The sequence below is a fragment of the Magnetospirillum sp. SS-4 genome (assembly GCF_902729425.1).
Classification (GTDB): Bacteria; Pseudomonadota; Alphaproteobacteria; order Rhodospirillales; family Magnetospirillaceae; genus Phaeospirillum.
In genome coordinates, this window is record NZ_LR746530.1 from 332,771 (window position 1) to 351,809 (window position 19,039).

At 69.6% G+C, this 19,039-nt stretch carries 17 protein-coding genes; 12 read left to right on the top strand and 5 right to left on the bottom strand.

Going from position 1 to position 19,039, the window contains the following annotated elements:
* Positions 1-19: 19 nt before the first annotated feature.
* Positions 20-970, bottom strand: a complete 951-nt coding sequence (locus tag MTBSS4_RS20170) for a ChaN family lipoprotein (RefSeq protein ID WP_173985150.1) — start codon at positions 968-970, stop codon at positions 20-22.
* Between the two features lie 59 nt (positions 971-1,029).
* Positions 1,030-3,027, bottom strand: a complete 1,998-nt coding sequence (locus MTBSS4_RS20175; RefSeq protein WP_173985151.1) for an FAD-dependent oxidoreductase — start codon at positions 3,025-3,027, stop codon at positions 1,030-1,032.
* Between the two features lie 158 nt (positions 3,028-3,185).
* Here MTBSS4_RS20175 and dapD point away from each other — a divergent pair, with 158 nt between their 5' ends.
* From dapD to MTBSS4_RS20220, 9 genes are all read left to right on the top strand, one after another.
* The gene (dapD, locus tag MTBSS4_RS20180) at positions 3,186-4,028 is read left to right on the top strand and encodes a 2,3,4,5-tetrahydropyridine-2,6-dicarboxylate N-succinyltransferase (RefSeq protein ID WP_173985152.1); all 843 of its coding nucleotides are present in this window, start codon (positions 3,186-3,188) and stop codon (positions 4,026-4,028) included.
* Entirely contained in the window at positions 4,025-5,161 is a 1,137-nt protein-coding gene (gene dapE / locus MTBSS4_RS20185; protein ID WP_173985153.1) for a succinyl-diaminopimelate desuccinylase, read from the top strand. The genes dapD and dapE overlap by 4 nt, the downstream gene beginning before the upstream one ends.
* The gene (locus tag MTBSS4_RS20190) at positions 5,161-5,718 is read left to right on the top strand and encodes a hypothetical protein (RefSeq protein ID WP_173985154.1); all 558 of its coding nucleotides are present in this window, start codon (positions 5,161-5,163) and stop codon (positions 5,716-5,718) included. The genes dapE and MTBSS4_RS20190 overlap by 1 nt, the downstream gene beginning before the upstream one ends.
* Before the next feature lie 3 nt (positions 5,719-5,721).
* Positions 5,722-6,333, top strand: a complete 612-nt coding sequence (locus MTBSS4_RS20195; protein ID WP_173985155.1) for an FCD domain-containing protein — start codon at positions 5,722-5,724, stop codon at positions 6,331-6,333.
* A gap of 95 nt (positions 6,334-6,428) precedes the next feature.
* Positions 6,429-7,178 (top strand): (Fe-S)-binding protein, encoded by a 750-nt coding sequence (locus MTBSS4_RS20200; RefSeq protein WP_173985156.1) that lies wholly within the window; start codon positions 6,429-6,431, stop codon positions 7,176-7,178.
* Positions 7,168-8,601, top strand: a complete 1,434-nt coding sequence (locus MTBSS4_RS20205) for a LutB/LldF family L-lactate oxidation iron-sulfur protein (RefSeq protein WP_173985157.1) — start codon at positions 7,168-7,170, stop codon at positions 8,599-8,601. The genes MTBSS4_RS20200 and MTBSS4_RS20205 overlap by 11 nt, the downstream gene beginning before the upstream one ends.
* Complete coding sequence (locus MTBSS4_RS20210; protein ID WP_173985158.1) at positions 8,594-9,247, top strand: lactate utilization protein; 654 nt, start codon at positions 8,594-8,596, stop codon at positions 9,245-9,247. Before MTBSS4_RS20205 ends, MTBSS4_RS20210 begins: the two co-directional genes overlap by 8 nt.
* Entirely contained in the window at positions 9,244-12,060 is a 2,817-nt protein-coding gene (locus MTBSS4_RS20215) for an FAD-binding and (Fe-S)-binding domain-containing protein (protein WP_173985159.1), read from the top strand. Before MTBSS4_RS20210 ends, MTBSS4_RS20215 begins: the two co-directional genes overlap by 4 nt.
* Positions 12,061-12,068: 8 nt before the next feature.
* On the top strand, positions 12,069-12,758 hold the full coding sequence (locus MTBSS4_RS20220; protein ID WP_173985160.1) for an RluA family pseudouridine synthase: 690 nt from the start codon (positions 12,069-12,071) through the stop codon (positions 12,756-12,758).
* Here MTBSS4_RS20220 and MTBSS4_RS20225 read toward each other — a convergent pair.
* The gene (locus MTBSS4_RS20225) at positions 12,750-13,388 is read right to left on the bottom strand and encodes a glutathione S-transferase family protein (RefSeq protein ID WP_173985161.1); all 639 of its coding nucleotides are present in this window, start codon (positions 13,386-13,388) and stop codon (positions 12,750-12,752) included. The genes MTBSS4_RS20220 and MTBSS4_RS20225 overlap by 9 nt on opposite strands.
* Positions 13,389-13,452: 64 nt before the next feature.
* On the opposite strand from MTBSS4_RS20225, the gene MTBSS4_RS20230 reads away from it, so the two are divergent.
* Entirely contained in the window at positions 13,453-14,853 is a 1,401-nt protein-coding gene (locus tag MTBSS4_RS20230; RefSeq protein ID WP_173985162.1) for a M17 family metallopeptidase, read from the top strand.
* An 85-nt stretch (positions 14,854-14,938) separates the two neighbouring features.
* Positions 14,939-15,313, top strand: coding sequence for a MarR family transcriptional regulator (locus MTBSS4_RS20235; RefSeq protein ID WP_173985163.1), 375 nt, complete (start codon positions 14,939-14,941; stop codon positions 15,311-15,313).
* 11 nt (positions 15,314-15,324) lie between these two features.
* On the opposite strand, the gene MTBSS4_RS20240 is transcribed toward MTBSS4_RS20235, so the two are convergent.
* Together MTBSS4_RS20240 and MTBSS4_RS20245 are read right to left on the bottom strand one after the other, a co-directional pair.
* Positions 15,325-16,953 carry a von Willebrand factor type A domain-containing protein gene (locus tag MTBSS4_RS20240; RefSeq protein ID WP_173985164.1) on the bottom strand — a complete coding sequence of 543 codons (1,629 nt, stop codon included), beginning with the start codon at positions 16,951-16,953 and terminating at the stop codon, positions 15,325-15,327.
* Positions 16,954-17,065: 112 nt separating this feature from the next.
* Positions 17,066-18,103: a TAXI family TRAP transporter solute-binding subunit gene (locus MTBSS4_RS20245; protein ID WP_254432682.1), complete on the bottom strand. Its 1,038-nt coding sequence runs from the start codon at positions 18,101-18,103 to the stop codon at positions 17,066-17,068.
* A 205-nt stretch (positions 18,104-18,308) separates the two neighbouring features.
* Between MTBSS4_RS20245 and MTBSS4_RS20250 the strand changes: the two genes are divergently transcribed.
* The coding region (locus MTBSS4_RS20250) for a hypothetical protein (protein ID WP_173985165.1) at positions 18,309-19,039 on the top strand (731 nt) is incomplete at its 3' end.

Here is a 19,039-nt window from a genome sequence, read left to right on the forward strand (position 1 = left end):
CGGGCCGAGACAAGCCCGGTTACCGCCCGTCCTTCTTTTCCATGTGGCGGCGCATCCGCTCGCACGAATCGTCTCGGGCGATTCCTTCAGTGAACCACACCGCGTCGAACGGAAGCGGGTCGTAGGCGGTGGGTTCGGTCTGTTCGGGCTCGACCTCGACGAAGGCCAGCGAGAACGGGCGCAGGTCGGGGATCAGCCGCCGCAGCCGGGCAGGCACGCCGTAATCGGTCCGGACATGGCCCGATCCGGCGATCAGCACCACCGGTCCCAGGATCGGGCTGGCGGCTATCGTCGCCATCGCCTCCGCCATGGCGGCGTCGCGGGCGCGCTGGACCCGTACCATGCCGGGCACCGCCGGCTCGGGCAGCATGCCGCAATGGCCGGCCCGGATATCCTCGGCCAGGGCGGCGGCCACGTCCGGCGGCGGCGGCTGGTCCAGCCCGAATCGGGCGGCGGTCTCGGGGCCGTGCTGCCCCTTGGCGATCTGGCGGGTGAGGGCGGCGGGAAGGTTGGCGGCGCCCAGGCGCCCGCCCGCCGCCGCCGCCGCCTCGGCGATGGGGCGATACAGCGTCCAGGCGGGCCAGCCGCGCTTTTCCCAGTTCAGCGCCTCGCCCAGCCTTGCCGTGTCGCCGCCGCCGAGGGCGTCGAGAACCGGCTGCTGGTCCAGGTCGATCATCTCGAAGACGACGGCCGGCCGCCGGCCGGCCTGGGACAGGCGCCGCACCATCCAGGCCTGCAAGGCATGGTGATCGGGGTTGTCGTGGGTCTCGCCCAGCAGGACCGCGTTGGTCTCCAGGGCGTGGGCCACCACCTCGTCCGGCGACAGCATCCGTCCGCTGGCCGGATGCCAGATGTGCCCGGCCAGGGGGTGGCCGCCGTCGGCCGGCATGGCGGCCGGCGGCGGTTCGGCGGCATGGGCGGCGATGGTGAAGGTCAGCGCCGCCAGGGCGGCCAGTCGGATAAGGGTCATGGCATGTCCGCAATCAGTCGCGGACAAAGGGTAGCCCAGCCGCGATCCGGGCGGAACCGCTAGATTTCCAGGCCCAGCCGGGTTCCCTCGGCGAAGGCGGCCAGGGCGTCCAGCCGGCCGGCGTCGCGGGCGCCGCCGACCAGATGGACCGGCTTGCCGGCCTTTTCCAGGGATTCCAGCAGGTCGCGCCGGGGGTCCTGGCCGATGCAGACCACGATGGTGTCGGCCTCGATCACCCGGTCCTGGCCGGCGATGGTCACATGCAGGCCGGCATCGTCGATGTGGCGGTAGGCGACGCCGCTCAGCATCTCGACGCCCGAGCGGTGCAGCAGCGCCTTGTGAATCCAGCCGGTGGTCTTGCCCAGGGTGGCGCCGGGGCGCTCGGCCCTTCTTTGCATCATGACGATGCGCCGGGCCGGCGGCGGCGCGGCGGCGGCGGCGGTCAGGGCGCCCGGCGTGGCGAAGGCGCGGTCGATGCCCCAGACCGCCTCGAACTCCTCGCCGGTCTCGCCCAGCAGCGCCGTGGCGACGTCGAAGCCGACCCCGCCGCAGCCCAGGATGGCGACGCGGGCGCCGGCCTCGCGGCGGCCGGACAGAATGTCGTCGTAGCCCGCCACCTTGGGGTGGTCGGCGCCGGGAATGCCGAGCCGGCGCGGCGTCACCCCCGCCGCCAGCACCACCCGGTCGAAGGCGGCGAGGTCGGCGGCTCCGGCCCGCGTCCCCAGGCGGATGTCCACCCCGGCCGCCGCCAGCTCGCCGGCATAGTGGCGCGGCGTCGCCATATATTCCGCCTTGCCCGGAATCCGGCGGGCCAGGACGAACTGGCCGCCCAGTTCCTCGGCCGCCTCGAACAGGGTGACGCGGTGGCCGCGCCGGGCCGCCTCCAGGGCCGAGGCCATGCCGGCGGGACCGCCGCCCACCACCGCGATGGTCTCGGCCCTGGTCACCGGGCGGGCGACGAAGGTGTCCTCGCGGCCGGCACGGGGGTTGACCAGGCAGGTGGACGTCCCGCCCGAGAAGATGGGGTCGAGGCACCCCTGGTTGCAGCCGATGCAGGCGTTGATGGTTTCGGCCCTGCCGTCCCTGACCTTGGCGGCGAAGGCCGGATCGGCCAGCAGCGGCCGCGCCATGGACACCAGGTCGGCGACCCCGGATTCCAGCAGCGATTCCGCCAGTTCCGGCGTCTTGACGCGGTTGCTGGCCGCCACCGGGATCGACACCGCCGCCTTGACGCGGGCCACCGCCCAGCTCCACGCCCCCTGGGGCACGGTGTGGGCGATGGTCGGGACCCGGGATTCATGCCAGCCGATGCCGCTGTTGAGGATATCGACGCCCGTCGCCTCCAGGGCGCGGGCGACCCGCACCACCTCGTCGGCGGTCATGCCGTCCTCGACCAGGTCGACCATGGACAGCCGCGCCGTCAGGATCAGGCCGGGGCCAAGGGCGGCGCGGACGGCGCGGGTGATTTCGATCAGGAAGCGCATCCGCCCGTCGATGGAGCCGCCCCACGAATCGGTGCGCCGGTTGGTGCGCGGCGCCAGGAATTCGTTGACCAGATAGCCTTCCGACGCCATCACCTCGACGCCGTCATAGCCGGCCTCGACCGCCAGCCGGGCGGTGACGCCGTATTGCTCGATGGTGCGGGCGATGTCGGCCGCCGTCATCTCGCGGGGGGTGGCGACGCCGATGGGCGCCCTGATGGCCGAGGGCGCCACGATGGCGGAATGCTTGCCGTAGCGGCCGCAATGCAGGATCTGCATGACGATGCGGCCGCCCTCGGCATGGACCGCGTCGGTGATCAGGCGGTGGCCGGCCAGTTGTCCCGGCTCGGCCAGGACGATGCCGTCGGCGCCGAAGCCGCCCTCGTCATTGGGCGAGACGCCGCCGGTGACGATCAGGCCGACGCCGCCCTTGGCCCGTTCGCGGTAGAACCGCGCCAGCCGGGGGAAGGCGTCGGCCTCGCCCTCGAACCCCAGATGCATGGACCCCATGATCATCCGGTTGGCCAGACGGATGGAGCGGACCTGAAGCGGCGACAGCAGACGGGGAAAGGTCATGGCAGCCCTCAATGCGGCATTGGGGTACCATTATGCCGGTTAAGGGGAAGGGGGCAAGACTGGAATTCTTCCAGGCACGATCGGCCTCCCCTTGTTGACTCCCATGCCCCAGGGGGTATGTTCGTGGCCCGTTTAGACCGCATCGAGCAGGACCTGCCATGAGCTTCGCCGCCATCGAGAAGACCATCGACGCCGCCTGGGAGGCGCGTGACGGCGTCACCCTCCAGACCCGGGGCGAGATCAGGGATGCCGTCGAGGCGGCGCTGGAGGCGCTGGATTCCGGCGCGTTGCGCGTCGCCCAGAAGACCGGCGGCAAGTGGGTGGTGAACCAGTGGCTGAAGAAGGCGGTGCTGCTGTCGTTCCGCCTCAACGACATGGCGGTGATGACCGGCGGCCCCAACGGCTCGGCCTGGTTCGACAAGGTGCCGCTGAAGTTCGAGGGCTGGGACGACGCCCGCTTCCGCGCCGCCGGCTTCCGCGCCCTGCCCGGCTGCGTGGTGCGCCGTTCCGCCTATATCGCGCCCGGCACGGTGCTGCTGCCCAGCTTCGTCAACCTGGGCGCCTACGTCGATTCCGGCACCATGGTCGACACCTGGGCCACGGTGGGCTCGTGCGCCCAGATCGGCAAGAACGTCCACATCTCGGGCGGGGCCGGCATCGGCGGCGTGCTGGAGCCGCTCCAGGCCGGCCCGGTGATCATCGAGGACAACTGCTTCATCGGCGCCAGGGCCGAGGTGGCGGAAGGCGTGCTGGTCGAGACCGGCGCGGTGCTGTCCATGGGCGTCTATATCGGCGCGTCCACCAAGATCGTCGACCGCGAGACCGGCGAGATTCACATGGGCCGGGTTCCCGCCTATTCGGTGGTGGTGTCGGGCACCATGCCGGGCAAGCCGTTTCCCGACGGCACGCCGGGACCGGGGCTTTATTGCGCCGTCATCGTCAAGAAGGTGGACGAGAGGACCCGTTCCAAGATCTCCATCAACGAGCTGCTGCGCGATTGAGCCCGCTGCGCCATCCCCTGGGGCTGGCCCAGGCCCTGGTCCGCCGCCCCAGCGTCACGCCGGCGGACGAAGGCGCCATGGACGTGCTGGCCGAGGCGCTGGAAAGCCTGGGCTTCGCCTGCCATCACATCCGCTCGGCCACGGGCGGACCGGAAATCCGCAACCTGTACGCCCGTCTCGGCGCGGGTTCGCCTAATTTCTGCTTCGCCGGCCATACCGACGTGGTGCCGCCCGGCAAGGGCTGGAGCCACGATCCCTTCGCCGCCGAGGTGGTGGACGGCATCTTGTACGGCCGGGGCGCCGCCGACATGAAGGGCGGCATCGCCTGCTTCGTCGCCGCGGTGGCGCGGCTGCTGGAAGACGGTCCGCCCAGGGGTTCGGTTTCGCTGCTGATCACCGGCGACGAGGAAGGACCGGCGGTGGACGGCACCGTCAAGGTGCTGGACTGGCTGAAGGAACGGGGCGAGACCCTCGACCTCTGCCTGGTGGGGGAGCCGACCAATCCGGAGCGCCTGGGCGACATGATCAAGATCGGCCGGCGCGGCAGCCTCAACTGCCGCCTGACCGTGTCGGGAACCCAGGGGCATTCCGCCTATCCCCATCTGGCCGACAACCCGATCCCCCGCCTGCTGGGCATCCTTCGCCGCCTGACCGAGGCGCCGCTGGACCAGGGCAACGCGCATTTCCAAGCCTCGACCCTGGCGCTGACCACCGTCGACGTGGGCAACGCCGCCGCCAACGTCATTCCCGCCGAGGCCCGCGCCGGCTTCAACATCCGCTTCAACGACATGCACACCGGCGCCTCGCTGACCCGCTGGATCGAGGGCATCGTGGCCGAGGCCGGCGGCTCGATCGACATCCGCGTCGAGGTCTCGGGCGATTCCTTCCTGACCCCGCCCGGCCCCCTGTCCGAGTGTCTGTCGGAATCCATCCGCGAGATCACCGGCCGGACGCCGGAGCTGTCCACCTCCGGCGGCACCTCGGACGCCCGCTTCATCAAGAACCACTGCCCGGTGGTGGAATTCGGGCTGGTCGGGCGCTCGATCCACAAGGTCGACGAGCACGCCGCCGTCGCCGAGATGGAAACCCTGACCGAGATCTATCACCGGGTCCTGGCCCGGCTGGTCGCCTGATGGCGTTCCCGGCGGCAACCATCGTCGCCGGCGTGTTCGGCGCCTGGCGGCTGGCCCGGCGCGACCCGCGCGGGCTGGCCTGGTTCCAGACCACGCCGCAGGGATTCTGGACCTCGTTCTGGGGACCGGGGCTGGTGTTTCCCGCCTTCCTGGCGCTGCAGGCGCTGGACGGCGGTTTCGAGGACGGGCCGCTCCGCCCGCTCCTGGTCCATCTCATCGCCTATGTCGCCGCCTGCGCCGCCTTTCCCCTGGCGGTCGCCCACATCGCCGAGGGGCTGGACAAGGGACGCCACTACATCCGCTATATCGTCGCCTATAACTGGTCGGCGGTGATCCAGTTGGCGGTGCTGCTGCCGGTGGTGCTGCTGAGCCATCTGTTTCCCGGTCCCGCCTTCGCCATGCTCAATCTGGCGGTCACCGTTGTCCTGCTGGTCTATCAGACCTATATCGCCCATGTGGCGCTGGAGGTTCCGCCCATCCAGGCTGGCATGCTGGTGGTCCTGGACCTGATGATCGGCGCCATGGTGCAGATGACCGCCGACCGCCTGCTGGGATGATTCATGACCGCCGCCAAGCCCACCGCCAAGTCGAAGCCCGCCGCCCGGTCCAAGGGCGACAAGTCCGCCGAGCCCGCCCGCGATCCGCTGGCCCGGCTGCTCCAGTCCCATCCCGAGACCGCCTACGACTATCTTGAATTCCGCTATCTGATGGCCGGCAACGCCGCCGCCCTGGCGGCCGAACGGGCGTCGGAGGCCGATCTGGCCCGCATGCGCGCCTGCATCGAGGCCATGGAGAAGGCCCACGCCATCGACGATCCCGCCCAGGAAGCCGCCGCCGACGCCGAATTTCACCTGACCATCTACGAGGCGTCGCAGAATCTGGTGATGACCCAGGTGATGCGGCGCATCTTCGACATGCTGAAGGGCGGCGTGTTCTACGACCGCGACGACCTCTATCGCCGCAAGGGCGTGCGCGAGGGGTTCCTGCGCCAGCATCAGGCCATCTGGCACGCCATCGCCTCGGGCAATCCCGAGACGGCGCGGGCGACCGCCGAGGCCCATATCTCGTCGATCCGGGAAGCCCTGCGCGAGGCCCAGGGCGCCGACCAGCGCCGCGAGGTCGCGATCCGGCGGCGCGGCGGCTCGGACCTCGTCGCCCGCCCCAGGGGATAGCTTGGCAAACAAACTTTACCACTTTACATCTCGGGTAAAATAGCATAACCATTGGCGGGTCGGTGATGAATGCCGACCCTTCCCATGGAGCGCCCATGCCCGCTTCCGGCCGTCCCCACACCGTCTATTTCTTCGGCACCTGCCTGATCGACATGTTCTATCCCGAGGCTGGGCTGGCCGGGATGGAATTGCTGAAGCGCGAGGGGCTGAAGGTGGTGTTTCCGCAAAAGCAGACCTGTTGCGGCCAGCCGGCCCGCAACAACGGCCACCAGGACGAGGCCCGCGCCGTGGCGCGGCTGCAACTGGACGCCTTTCCCGGCGATTGGCCGATCGTGGTGCCGTCGGGCTCGTGCGCCGGCATGATGAAGGTCCATTATCCCGAATTGTTCGAGAACGACCCCGACCACGCCCGCGCCGTGGCGTTCTCGGAACGGGTGTTCGAGTTGACCGAGTTCCTGGTGGACGTGCTGGGGGTCCGGCTGGTCGACCGGGGCCGGCCGGTCACCGTCACCTGGCATCCGTCCTGCCATTCCCAGCGGGAAGCCGGGGTGGTGGAGCAGCCCAAGGCGCTGCTGCGCCAGCTGGCTAACGTCACCTTGGTGGAAAACCCGCGTGAAAAGGAATGCTGCGGCTTCGGCGGCACCTTCTCGGTCAAGCAGCCGGAAATCTCGGCCGCCATGGTCGCCGACAAGGTGGCGTCCATCGAGGCCACCGGCGCGTCCCAGGTGGTGTCGGGCGATTGCGGCTGCCTGATGAATATCACCGGCGCCGCCGCCAAGAGCCGCAAGGCCTTCACCGGCACCCACATCGCCGAATTCCTGCTGGAGCGCTGCCATGGCCGCTGAAGCCCGCGTCTCGGATTTCGGCGGCAAGGCGCATGTGGCGCTGAACGATCCCAAGCTTCGGGCCAATTTCCGCCGCGCCATGGACGGATTGATGGCCAAGCGCGCCGCCCAGTTCGACGACCCCGCCGAGTGGACGGCGTTGCGCGCCCGCGGCGCCGCCATCCGTGCCCGCGCCCTGGCCCGGTTGCCGGACCTGCTGGAGCGGCTGGAAGCCAATCTGACCCGCAACGGCATCACCGTCCATTGGGCCGAGACCCCGGCCGAGGCCAACGCCGCCGTGCTGGGGATTCTCCGGCAGGCCGGCGCCAAAAGGGTGATCAAGGGCAAGTCCATGGTCACCGAGGAAATCCACCTCAACGCCCATCTGGAGGCCAACGGCATCACCGCCGTGGAATCCGACCTGGGCGAATACATCATCCAGCTGGCCGGTCAGGCGCCGTCCCATATCGTCATGCCCTGCATCCACATGAACAAGGTCGAGATCGCCGAGCTGTTCGCCGACAAGATCGAGGGGCAGACCTACACCGAGGACGTGGACGAATTGTGCGCCGCCGCCCGCAAGGCCCTGCGCGACCGTTTCGCCGACGCCGACGCTGGCATTTCCGGGGTCAATTTCGCGGTGGCCGAGACCGGCACCCTGGTGCTGATCGAGAACGAGGGCAACGGACGCCTGTCCACCACCCTGCCGCCGCTGCATATCGCGGTGACCGGCATCGAGAAGGTGGTGGAAAGGCTCGACGACGTGGCGCCGCTGCTGTCGCTGCTGCCGCGTTCGGCCACCGGCCAGATCATCACCACCTATGTCAACATGATCAGTTCGCCCCGAAAGGCCGGCGAGAAGGACGGCCCCCGCCAGGTCCATCTGGTGCTGCTGGACAATGGCCGGTCGCGGGTCTACGCCGACGTCCAGCTGGCCGACACGCTGCGCTGCATCCGCTGTGCCGCCTGCATGAACCATTGCCCGGTCTATACCCGGGTGGGCGGCCACACCTACACCTTCACCTATCCCGGTCCCATCGGCAAGATCCTGACGCCGCAGCTGGAGGGGCTGGACTGCGCCGGCGATCAGCCGCACGCCTCCAGCCTGTGCGGCGCCTGCGCCGAGGTCTGTCCGGTCCAGATTCCCATTCCCGACCTGCTGGCCCGCCTGCGCACCGAGGCGGTGCGTCCCGCCTCGCCGGCGGTCAGGGGCGGCGGCTCCGGCCGCTCGCTGGCCGACACCCTGGGCTGGGCCGGCTGGACTGCGATGTATTCCTCGCCGCGGCTCTATGGCCTGTCCAGCCGGATGATGGGGCTGTTCGGCAACCTGATCCCCGCCTGGATGCCCATGCTGAAGCAGTGGACCCGGGTGCGGACCAAACCCAGATTCGCCGGAAAGAGCCTGCACCAGATTGCCCGCGAGAGGGGTTTTTCCAATGACTGACCCGCGCGAGCGCATCTTGTCCCGCCTCAAATCCGCCCCCCGCCGCCCGCTGCCCGATCTGCCCGACTGGAGCCCACCCGCCTATGGCGACCAGGCCATGGCCCGCTTCCGCGCTATGCTGGAGGCCGCCCACGCCGATGTTCACGAGGTTTCGGATGCCGAGTGGCCGGAGCGGCTGCGCGCCATCCTGGCCGGCAAGGGCGTGCGGGTGGTGCTGTTCGCCCCCGCCACCGCGGCCGGGCGCCGGCTGGCCCGCGACTGGGCCGGCGGCGAGGGACCGTCGCTGGTCGCGTACGACCGCCCGGTCGAGGAGATGAAGCCGGTGCTGGTGCACGAAGCCCAGGCGGCGGTGACCGAGGCACGGGGCGGTATCGCCCAGACCGGTTCGCTGGTGCTGTGGCCCGGTGCCGACGAACCGCGCCTGATGAGCCTGCTGCCGCCGATCCACGTGGCGGTGGTGGCAAGGTCGCGCATCCGCGACAGCCTGGCCGAAACCATGGCGGCCGAGGGCTGGGCCGGGACCATGCCGACCAACGCGGTGCTGGTTTCCGGTCCCAGCAAGACCGCCGATATCGAGCAGACCCTGGCCTATGGCGTTCACGGTCCCAAGGAGCTGATCGTCCTGGTGATCGGAGACGCGCGATGAACGGCATTTCCCCGCTTCCCGACCATTCCGCCCTGCTCCGCGACCTGGTGGGCGTGATTCCGGACGGGCGTCTGATCACCGACCCGTTGCGCCGTCTCGCCTACGGCACCGACGCCAGTTTCTACCGGCTGGTGCCCCAGGTGGTGGCCGAGGTCGCCGACGAGGACGAGGTCAGGGGCGTGCTGGCCGCCTGCCGCCGCCACGGCGCCCCCGTCACCTTCCGCGCCGCCGGCACCTCGCTGTCGGGCCAGGCGGTCGGCGATTCGGTGCTGATGATCCTGGGCAATGGCTGGACCCGGGCGATAGTGGAAAACAACGGCGAGGCCATTCGGCTTCAGCCTGGCGTGATCGGCGCCGACGCCAACCGCCGCCTTGCCGCCTTCGCCCGCAAGATCGGCCCCGATCCCGCCTCGATCGATTCGTGCAAGATCGGCGGCATCGCCGCCAACAATGCCAGCGGTATGTGCTGCGGCACCTCGGACAATTCCTACCAGACCGTGATGTCCATGCGGCTGATGCTGGCCGACGGCACCCTGGTCGATACCGGCGATGCCGGCAGCGTGGCCGCCTTTAGCGCCAGTCACGCCGACCTGCTCGACCGGCTGGGGGCCATGGGGGCGCGGGTGCGGGCCGACGAGGCGCTGAGCCGGCGCATCCGCCGCAAGTTCGCCATCAAGAATACCACCGGTTACTCGCTCAACGCCCTGGTGGACTTCACCGATCCGCTCGACATCCTGACCCATCTGATGATCGGGTCCGAGGGCACCCTGGGCTTCATCGCCGAGATCACCTACCGCACGGTTCCGGACCATGCCGACAAGGCCAGCGCCCTGCTGCTGTTTCCCGACATCGCCGAGGCCTGCCGCGCCGTGACGCTGCTGAAATCGGCACCGGTCTCGGCGGTCGAGCTGATGGACCGGGCCGCGCTGCGCTCGGTGGAGGACAAGCCCGGCATGCCGGCCCAGATCAGGGGGCTGGCCGAGGGCGTCACCGCCCTGCTGGTGGAAACCCGGGCCGAAAGCCCGGCGATGCTGAGCGCCAATATCGCGGCGATCGGCACGGTGCTGGACGGGGTCGCCACCTTGTTCCCGCCCGATTTCACCGACGACCCTGACGAGTACGGCACGCTGTGGAAGATCAGGAAGGGCCTGTTCCCGGCGGTGGGCGCGGTGCGCCCGGTGGGCACCACCGTCATCATCGAGGACGTCGCCTTTCCCATCGAATCGCTGGCGGCGGCGACGGTGGACCTGGAACATCTGTGCGCCCGCCACGGCTATCACGAGGCCATCATTTTCGGCCACGCCCTGGACGGCAACCTGCACTTCGTCTTCACCCAGGATTTCGGCGTGGCGGCCGAGGTCGAGCGCTATTCCCGCTTCATGGACGACGTCTGCGAGCTGGTGGTGAAGAAATATGACGGCTCGCTGAAGGCCGAGCACGGAACCGGGCGCAACATGGCCCCCTTCGTCGAGATGGAATGGGGGGCCGAGGCCACCGCCCTGATGTGGGAAATCAAGCGCACGCTCGACCCCCTGGGGCTGCTCAATCCCGGCGTGCTGCTGAACGCCAATCCCAAGGCCCATCTGGAGAACCTGAAGCCGCTGCCCGCCGCCGACGCGCTGGTCGACACCTGCATCGAATGCGGGTTTTGCGAGCGCATGTGCCCGTCGCACGGCCTGACCCTGTCGCCCCGCCAGCGCATCACCAGCTGGCGCGAGATTTCCCGCCTCGCCGCCCTGGGCGACGGTGCCGCCGAACTGCGCCGCCTCTACGACTACCAGGGCATCGACACCTGCGCCGCCTGCGGGCTGTGCGCCACCGCCTGTCCGGTGGAAATCGAAACCGGCAAGCTGACCAAGCGCCTGCGCGGCCAAAGGCTGGGCGGGACCGCCCGTTCGGCCGGCGATTGGGCGGCGCGGCATTACGGCGCCGCCATGACCGCCACCCGCATCGGCCTCGGTGCCGCCGGGCTGGTCAGCGCCGTCGCCGGTCCCAAGGCCATGGCCGCCCTGGCCGGCGCCGCCCGCCGGCTGTCGGGAGACCGCGTTCCCAAGGTGGGCGGACACCTGCCCACCGCCGCCCGCCACGACCTGTCGGCCGGCGACCTGGCCGGCGAGACGGTGGTCTATTTCCCCACCTGCGCCGCCCGGATCATGGGGCCGGCCGCCGGCGACCCGGAAAGGGATTCCCTGCCCACCGTCATGACCCGCGTGCTGGGCCGCGCCGGCTATCATGTGGTGATTCCGGACGGCCTGGACGGCCTGTGCTGCGGTCAGGCGTTCGAGAGCAAGGGGCTGCAGGCCACCGCCGACCGCAAGGCCGCCGAACTGGAGGCCGCGCTGGCCAGGGCCAGCGACAACGGCCGGTTTCCCATCGTCATGGATGCCTCCACCTGCACCTTGCGCATGAAGACGTTCCTGGACGGGCGGCTGAGGGTGCTGGACTCGGTGGAATTCCTCCACGACGCGGCGCTGCCGCGCCTCAACGTGCGCAAGCAGGCCGAGCCGGTGCTGGTCCACGTCAATTGCGGCGCCCGCAAGATGGGCCTGGACGGCAAGATGATCGGACTGGCCAGGGCCTGCGCCGACACCGCCGTCGTTCCCGAGGGGGTGGGCTGCTGCGGCTTCGCCGGCGACAAGGGCTTCACCACGCCGGAACTGAACGATTTCGCGCTCCGCCATCTCGCCGCCCAGGTGCCCCGGGGCTGCGAGGCCGGCTATTCCTCCAACCGCACCTGCGAGATCGGCCTTGCCGATCATGCCGACCTGCCCTATCGCTCCATCGTCACCCTGCTGGACCGGGTGACGCGATAGGAGGATCAGTGACCCCCGCCGAGATTCTCGCCCGCGTGCTGTACCGGGACCAGGACGTCATCGTGCTGGACAAGCCGGCCGGGCTGGCGGTGCATGCCGGCCCCAATTCGCCCGACCATCTGGAGCTTTACCTGGAGGCGCTGAGCTTTGGCTGGGCCGGGCCGCCGCGCCTCGCCCACCGGCTTGACCGCGACACCGCCGGCTGCCTGATCCTGGGACGCCACGCCAAGGCGCTGAAGCGCCTGGGCCGGATGTTCGAGACCCACCGCATCGGCAAGACCTACTGGTCGGCGTGCCACGGCGCGCCCGCCGGCGAGGGCGGCACCGTCGACGCTCCCCTGCTGAAGGTCTCGAAGCGCGGCGAGGGCTGGCGCATCGTCGTCGACGCCAGCGGCCAGCCGGCGGTCACCGACTGGCGGGTGCTGGGCCGCTCCGCCTCCGGTCTCGCCTGGATCGAATGGCGGCCGCGCACCGGCCGCACCCACCAGATCCGCATTCACGCCAGGCATCTCGGCTGCCCGCTGCTGGGCGATTCCTATTACGGTCCCGATCCCGACACCCGAATCCCGCTGCACCTGCTGTCGCGCGAGGTGAGCATTCCGCCGCTGGCTCCCGCCAGGCCGCCGGTCCGCGTCACCGCGCCGCCACCGCCGCACATGCGCGGCGCCTTGGCGGAATGCGGCTGGGACTCAGCCTGACGACGCTTCCCCGCCACCGGCCGCGGCGATGAACTCGGCCATGGCCGGCATGGCCGCGATCGCGGCGCAATAGGCCCGCGACGCCGGCGTCAGCGGCAGATGGTAGGTCCGCATCCGGGTCACCACCGGGGCGTACATGGCGTCGGCCACCGAGAAGCGCCCGAACAGGAAGGGGCCGTCCTGGCCGAAGCGGCCGCGGCAGTCGCGCCACAGGGCGTCGATGCGTTCGACGTCGGCGCTCACCTCGGCGGGGATGTCGGCCATGGGGGCGTCCAGGCACAGGTCCATCTGGCAATTCTGGCGCAGCGGCACGAAGCCGGAATGCATTTCCGCCGAGACGGCGCGGGCGACGGCGCGGGCCACCGGGTCCTCGGGCCACAGCCGGGCGTCGGGAAAGCGTTCGGCGACGTATTCGCAGATGGCCAGCGAGTCCCACACCCTGAGGCCGTCGTCGATCAGCAGCGGCACCTTGCCGGACGGCGAATGCTTCAGGATTTCGGCCTTGGTGTCGGGCTGGCGCAGCGTGATCTCGATCTCGCGGAACTCGGCCCCCGCCGCCTTGAGCGCCAGCCAGGGACGCAGCGACCACGATGAATAGCGCTTGGTGCCGATAACCAAAGTCAGGGTCATGATGGGGGCTCGCCTTGCCTGGATGATCCCGCATCATGTATGCCTTTGCCGGTCTGTCGCAACAATGGAGAGCAGCGTGCCGGACTATCTGGTGGAGGCGGGGGCCGGAGCGGTCGAGGTGACGGCCCTGGACAAGGCGGCGCTGGCTCCCTGGCTGGCCGGTCAGCCGGAAACGGTCCGCGCCTGGGTCGCGGCCACCGGCTTCAAGGCCGAGGATGGCGCGGTCTGCCTGGTTCCGGCCGCCGATGGCCGGCTGGGCCGGGTGCTGCTGGGCCTCGCCGACCAGGACGATCCCTGGGCCTTCGCCGCCCTGCCCGGCCGGCTGCCGCCCGGCGACTACCGCATCGTTCCCGAACCCGAATCCCGCGCCGCCACCCAGGCGGCGCTGGCGTGGTCGCTGGCCACCTATTCCTTCGAACGCTACAAGAAGCGCGCGGCCAAGACGTGGCCCCGGCTGGCCTGGCCCGAGGCCGCCGACCGCGCCCAGGTTCAGCGCAGCCACGACGCCATCACCCTGGTGCGCGATCTCATCAACACCCCGGCCGCCGACATGGGGCCGGCCGAGCTGGCCAATGCCGCCGAACAGATGGCCGCCCGCTTCGGCGCCCGCTTGCGCGTCATCGTCGGCGACGGCCTGCTGGCCGAGAACTATCCCGCCATCCACGCGGTCGGCCGCGCCGCCGCCAGCCATCGCCGGCCGCGCCTGATCGATCTTGCCTGGGGCGACGAGGCCGCCCCCAAGGTGACCCTGGTCGGCAAGGGGGTGTGCTTCGACACCGGCGGCCTCGACCTGAAGCCGTCGTCCGGCATGAAGCTGATGAAGAAGGACATGGGCGGCGCCGCCCATGTGCTGGGACTCGCCTCCATGATCATGGCCGCCGGCCTGCCCATCCGACTCAGGGTGCTGATTCCGGCGGTGGAGAATTCGGTGTCGGGCGACGCCATGCGGCCGCTGGACGTGCTGGCCACCCGCAAGGGCCTTAGCGTCGAAATCGGCAACACCGACGCCGAGGGCCGCCTGATCCTGTGCGACGCCCTGGCCGAGGCCTCGGCCGAGGCTCCGGCCCTGCTGATCGACATGGCGACCCTGACCGGGGCGGCGCGCAGCGCGCTCGGCACCGACCTGCCGGCGCTGTTTTCCAACGACGACCGGCTGGCCGACGACATCTTGCGGGCCGGCGAGGCGGAGGCGGAGCCGGTCTGGCGGCTGCCGCTGCACAAGCCCTATCGCCGCATGCTGGACAGCAAGGTGGCCGACCTGACCAACGCCTCGGATTCCCCCCATGCCGGGGCGATCACCGCGGCCCTGTTCCTTCAGGAATTCGTCGCCCCCGGCGTCGCCTGGGCCCATCTCGACCTGATGGCCTGGAACGGCGCGTCCCGGCCCGGCCGTCCCGAGGGCGGCGAGGCGCTGGCGCTGCGCGCCCTGTTCCGGGCGATCGCCGGGCGCTTCCCGCCTCTATGACAAAATGCCGGGTCGGCATGTCGGCCATTGCCGGATGTCCCCGCCTCGGCTAAAAGATTTCGTCGTCGCAACGAACGGGTTGGTGATGGGTGTTTCCCTGAAGGCAGTGCAGGCGCTGAATCTGTGGCGCGGGGCCATCGTCGAGAGCGTGCGTCGGGATGCCCCCGACCTGTCCGCCCGGCAGATGGCGCTGCTGCTGACCGTCTATCTGACGCCGCCGCCGCACACGGTGCGGGGCCTGGCCGCCACCCTCGACGTCTCCAAGCCGGCCATCACCCGCGCCCTGGACCGCCTTGGCGAGTTCGGGCTGGTCAAGCGCAAGACCGACGATCAGGACCGCCGTTCGGTCCTGATCCAGCGCACCGTCAAGGGGTCGGTGTTCCTGCGCGAGTTCGGCGACGTCATCGTCGCCGCCGCCGCCGAGGGCATGGGGGCGGAAGGCGGCCCGGCGGGCGGCTGACCGCCCGTCTCCTACCGCATCAATCCTTCGCTCAGCCGGACCAGCTGGACGAATTCCGTCCGCCAGCCGTGGGGGTCGTCGCCGCGCGCGCCCTGGGCCAGTTCCGCCGCCTTGGCGGCGCTCCAGCCGACATTGGCGTCCCTGCGCAGCAACTGGGCGAAGCCGGCTACCGCCACGGCGAAACGGACGTCCTCGGGGGCCTGGTCCACCGTGGTGACCATGTCGGCGACGCTGATCGGTCGCTGCATCATGGCGCTGGTCCTTGCGCCCGGCGCCTTGCCGCGAATCTTGAGGAAGGCGATTTCGCCGGAATAGGCCTTGGCCGACCGGGTTTCCTTCTTGTAGCGCAGCGGCTCGACCATGCGGCCCGCGCCGCCGGCGGGGATGAACTCGTAGATGGCGGTGACGGAATGGCCGCTGCCGATCTCGCCGGCGTCGACCCGGTCGTTGGCGAAGTCGGAACGGTTCAGCAGGCGGGTCTCGTAGCCGATCAGGCGGTATTCGGCCACGGCGGCCGGATTGAACTCCACCTGCACCTTCACGTCGTCGGCGATGGGAAACATGGTCGAGCCCAGATCCTCGGTCCACACCTTGCGGGCTTCCTGCAAGCTGTCCACATGGGCGGCCTGACCGTTGCCGGCCTGGGCCAGCGACTGCATCAGCGAATCGTTGAGATTGCCGATTCCCACCCCCAGGATGGTCAGGTAGATGCCGGTCCTGCGCTTGTCGGCCACCATCCGGGTCAGCCGCTTCGGATCGGTTTCGCCCACGTTGAAGTCGCCGTCGGTGACCAGCACGATCCGGTTGACCGCCCGGGCGTCGAACATCTGTTCCGCCAGCCGGTAGGCGGTCTGGATGCCGGTGCCCCCGGCGGTGCCGCCCGCCGCCTGCAACGAATCGAACGCGGCCATGATCCTGGCGGTCTCCGAGCCCGGCGTGGGGTCCAGCACCACCCTGGTGTCGTTGGCGTAGCTGACGACGGCCACCGAATCCTCGGGCCCGAGGCCATCGCCCAGCTGGCGCATGGCGGTCTTGATCAGCGGCAGCCGGTCCTCGGACTGCATCGAGCCGGAAACGTCGATCAGGAAGGTCAGCCGCGCCGGCGGCCGCCTGTCGCGGGGAATGTCCCAGCCCTTGATGCCGATATGCAGCAGGCGGGCGTTGTCGTTCCACGGCGACGGCAGCACCGTCACCGAGGGCTGGAATGGCGTTGCCGCGCTCTTGGGGCCGGGATAGGCGTAGGGGAAGTAGTTGACCATCTCCTCGACCCGCACCGCTTCCGGCGGCGGCAGCCGGCCGGCCCTCAGGGTGCGGCGGACATAGGGGTAGGACGCGGTGTCGACGTCGATGGCGAAGGTGGAGACCGGCTGGTCCGCCGCCGCCTGCCAGCCGTTGGCCGGAACGTCGGGGAAGCGTTCGCCGCCGCCGCCCGCCCGGATGCCCGGCGAGGGCATGGCCATGGCGGGCATCGCCCTGGCCTCTGACGGAGAGGCGGCCTTGAACGGCGTGGTCGAGCCCGCGCCCCCGACCGGGCGGGGTTCGGATTTTTCCAGGAAGGGATCGCGGCCGCTGCCGCAGGCGGCCAGGGCGATGCCGGCGACGAGAACGACGACGAGCGGCACTATCCGACGGTTCGACATGACGCCTTCCTCCCATCAGGCCCGATCCGGGCGCGAATCCCGCATGGCCGGCGCGATGCGGCGTCAGGAACCCTGCTCCGGAATCATGGCGCCATTATGATGGCGGTTTCCGTTACTTGATCACTCCGGCATCGAAGTAATAGGCCGACGCGCCGCCGTGCAGCTGGATGCCGGTGCGTTCCAGGGCGCTGGCCGACAACTGGACCAGCTTGCCGCGCGGATGGCTTTCGGCCAGCAGCTTCTGGGTGCTGGGATGCCACAGCGCCCGCGTCACGCCATAGATCAGTTCGTCGGGCTGGGCGGCGCCGGTGATCAGCATGACGCCCAGGTCCAGCGTCCTCACCTCGGCGTCCACGCCCTTGTAGGTGTCGGCGGGAATGGCCGAGGCGGTCAGGAAGGGATGCTTGGCCCGCATCTTGTCGATTTCCGGCCCGTCCAGGGGAACCAGGGCGATGTCGACCCGCTGGGCGAGGTCGGCCAGGGCGGGCACGGGATAGCCGTCGACCACCAGCATGGCGTCCAGCTTGCCGGCCACCAGGGCGTCGGCGGCGGCGCCCGGCTTCATCGGGGTCAGCTTGACCTGGGCCTCGGGCAGGCCGAAGGCGCTCAGCAGCATGCGGCCGTGGACCTGTTCGGCGGCATCCTTGTCGCCGAACGAGACCCGCTTGCCCTTGAGGTCGCGGACCGAGGCGATGGCGGCGTCCTTGCGCGTCACCAGATGCAGGCTTTCGGGGTAGAGCATGGCGATGGCGCGCAGGTTCTGCACCGCGCCCTTGCCCTTGTAGAGGCCGGTGCCGTGATAGGCCCAATAGGCGATATCGGCCTGGACCAGGGCGGCGTCCATCCGCTTGGCGCCGATGGCCTCCACATTGGCCAGGGACCCGCCGGTGGACTTGGCCACCGCCACCATGCCGGGCACGCCGCACGACCCGCCCTTGTCGCATTCCCGCGATCCCGGCGGATTGCTGATGGCGTTGGCGATCAGGCCGCCGATGGAAAAGCGGGTCTCGCCCGTCGGGCCGGTGCCGATCTGGAAAAATCGGATGTCCTGCGCCGCCGCGTCGCCGGGACCGGCGGCAAGGGTGGCGAGAATCGCCAGCGACGCCAGGGCCGTTCGCCGGAAAGGACCGAATCGCATCGGAACAGGCACGTCGAAATCCCCCTTGCTTTCCCGCTCCGCCCAGGTGGCGGTCCCGTCGGCCGATCCTATCACAGAGCCGTAATATCAATAAATCATGATATGACGGTCCGGCGCATGAAGGTCGGGCATCGTTCGGGCGGACACATCTTCTTCATTGCGATTGGCGTCAAAGCAGGCAGAATGTCCCCCGGACAATCGGGGGTGTTCCTGGGGAATGTCTGACGACGACGGACTTAAGCCGATCAATGACAGCGACATGGATTCCATGTTCGTGCTGCCGCTGTCGATCATCCCGCTGCAAACGCCGGCCCTGCAATCGGCGAAGCTGATCAAGAACGTGCGCCTGCGCAGCGCCGTCGAGATTTTCTCCGACGCCCAGACCGGGTCGGGCCAGGTGGACGTCGAGGCGCTGCCGGCCATGTTCGGCTGGCCGGCCGATCAGGTTCACCCCGATCTCGGCATTCTGCGCCGGCTGGCCTTGCTGCCCAGCTACGACGTCTATTCCCTGCGCATCAGCCTGCGCGAGCACGGCATCCCGGTGAACGACTACGCGGCGCTGAAGCTGTCGCCCGAAAAGGCGGGGGAACTGACCCGCTACATGATCATGTTCACCCGGCCGCTGATGAAGATGATCTATTCGGGCGAGGAGGTGAAGGTCGACACCTATGACGACCTGATGAAGCTGTTCCGCGATCCCGACATCAAGAAGGCCCGCCAGCGCCTGGAAACCATGGCGCAGAGCCTCAACATCGATGTCTTCGACGTGCCCCGCTTCCTGGAGGATTACGGCGACACCTTCATGTCGCTCAGCTATTTCCGCCACTGCCTGGACCGGCTGGAACCCTATTTCACCGCCGCCGTCCAGTCCATGGGACCGATCCGCAGCCACTTCCAGCTCAAGCAGAACAACAATCTGATGAAGACCTGCGACCCTCACCATCCATC

Bases quoted from the DNA above. Each gene is read 5' to 3' on its own strand.
- MTBSS4_RS20170 (WP_173985150.1), bottom strand. From the start codon at position 970: ATGACCCTTATCCGACTGGCCGCCCTGGCGGCGCTGACCTTCACCATC.
- MTBSS4_RS20175 (WP_173985151.1), bottom strand. From the start codon at position 3,027: ATGACCTTTCCCCGTCTGCTGTCGCCGCTTCAGGTCCGCTCCATCCGT.
- dapD (WP_173985152.1), top strand. From the start codon at position 3,186: ATGAGCTTCGCCGCCATCGAGAAGACCATCGACGCCGCCTGGGAGGCG.
- MTBSS4_RS20190 (WP_173985154.1), top strand. From the start codon at position 5,161: ATGGCGTTCCCGGCGGCAACCATCGTCGCCGGCGTGTTCGGCGCCTGG.
- MTBSS4_RS20195 (WP_173985155.1), top strand. From the start codon at position 5,722: ATGACCGCCGCCAAGCCCACCGCCAAGTCGAAGCCCGCCGCCCGGTCC.
- MTBSS4_RS20200 (WP_173985156.1), top strand. From the start codon at position 6,429: ATGCCCGCTTCCGGCCGTCCCCACACCGTCTATTTCTTCGGCACCTGC.
- MTBSS4_RS20205 (WP_173985157.1), top strand. From the start codon at position 7,168: ATGGCCGCTGAAGCCCGCGTCTCGGATTTCGGCGGCAAGGCGCATGTG.
- MTBSS4_RS20210 (WP_173985158.1), top strand. From the start codon at position 8,594: ATGACTGACCCGCGCGAGCGCATCTTGTCCCGCCTCAAATCCGCCCCC.
- MTBSS4_RS20215 (WP_173985159.1), top strand. From the start codon at position 9,244: ATGAACGGCATTTCCCCGCTTCCCGACCATTCCGCCCTGCTCCGCGAC.
- MTBSS4_RS20225 (WP_173985161.1), bottom strand. From the start codon at position 13,388: ATGACCCTGACTTTGGTTATCGGCACCAAGCGCTATTCATCGTGGTCG.
- MTBSS4_RS20230 (WP_173985162.1), top strand. From the start codon at position 13,453: ATGGAGAGCAGCGTGCCGGACTATCTGGTGGAGGCGGGGGCCGGAGCG.
- MTBSS4_RS20235 (WP_173985163.1), top strand. From the start codon at position 14,939: ATGGGTGTTTCCCTGAAGGCAGTGCAGGCGCTGAATCTGTGGCGCGGG.
- MTBSS4_RS20240 (WP_173985164.1), bottom strand. From the start codon at position 16,953: ATGTCGAACCGTCGGATAGTGCCGCTCGTCGTCGTTCTCGTCGCCGGC.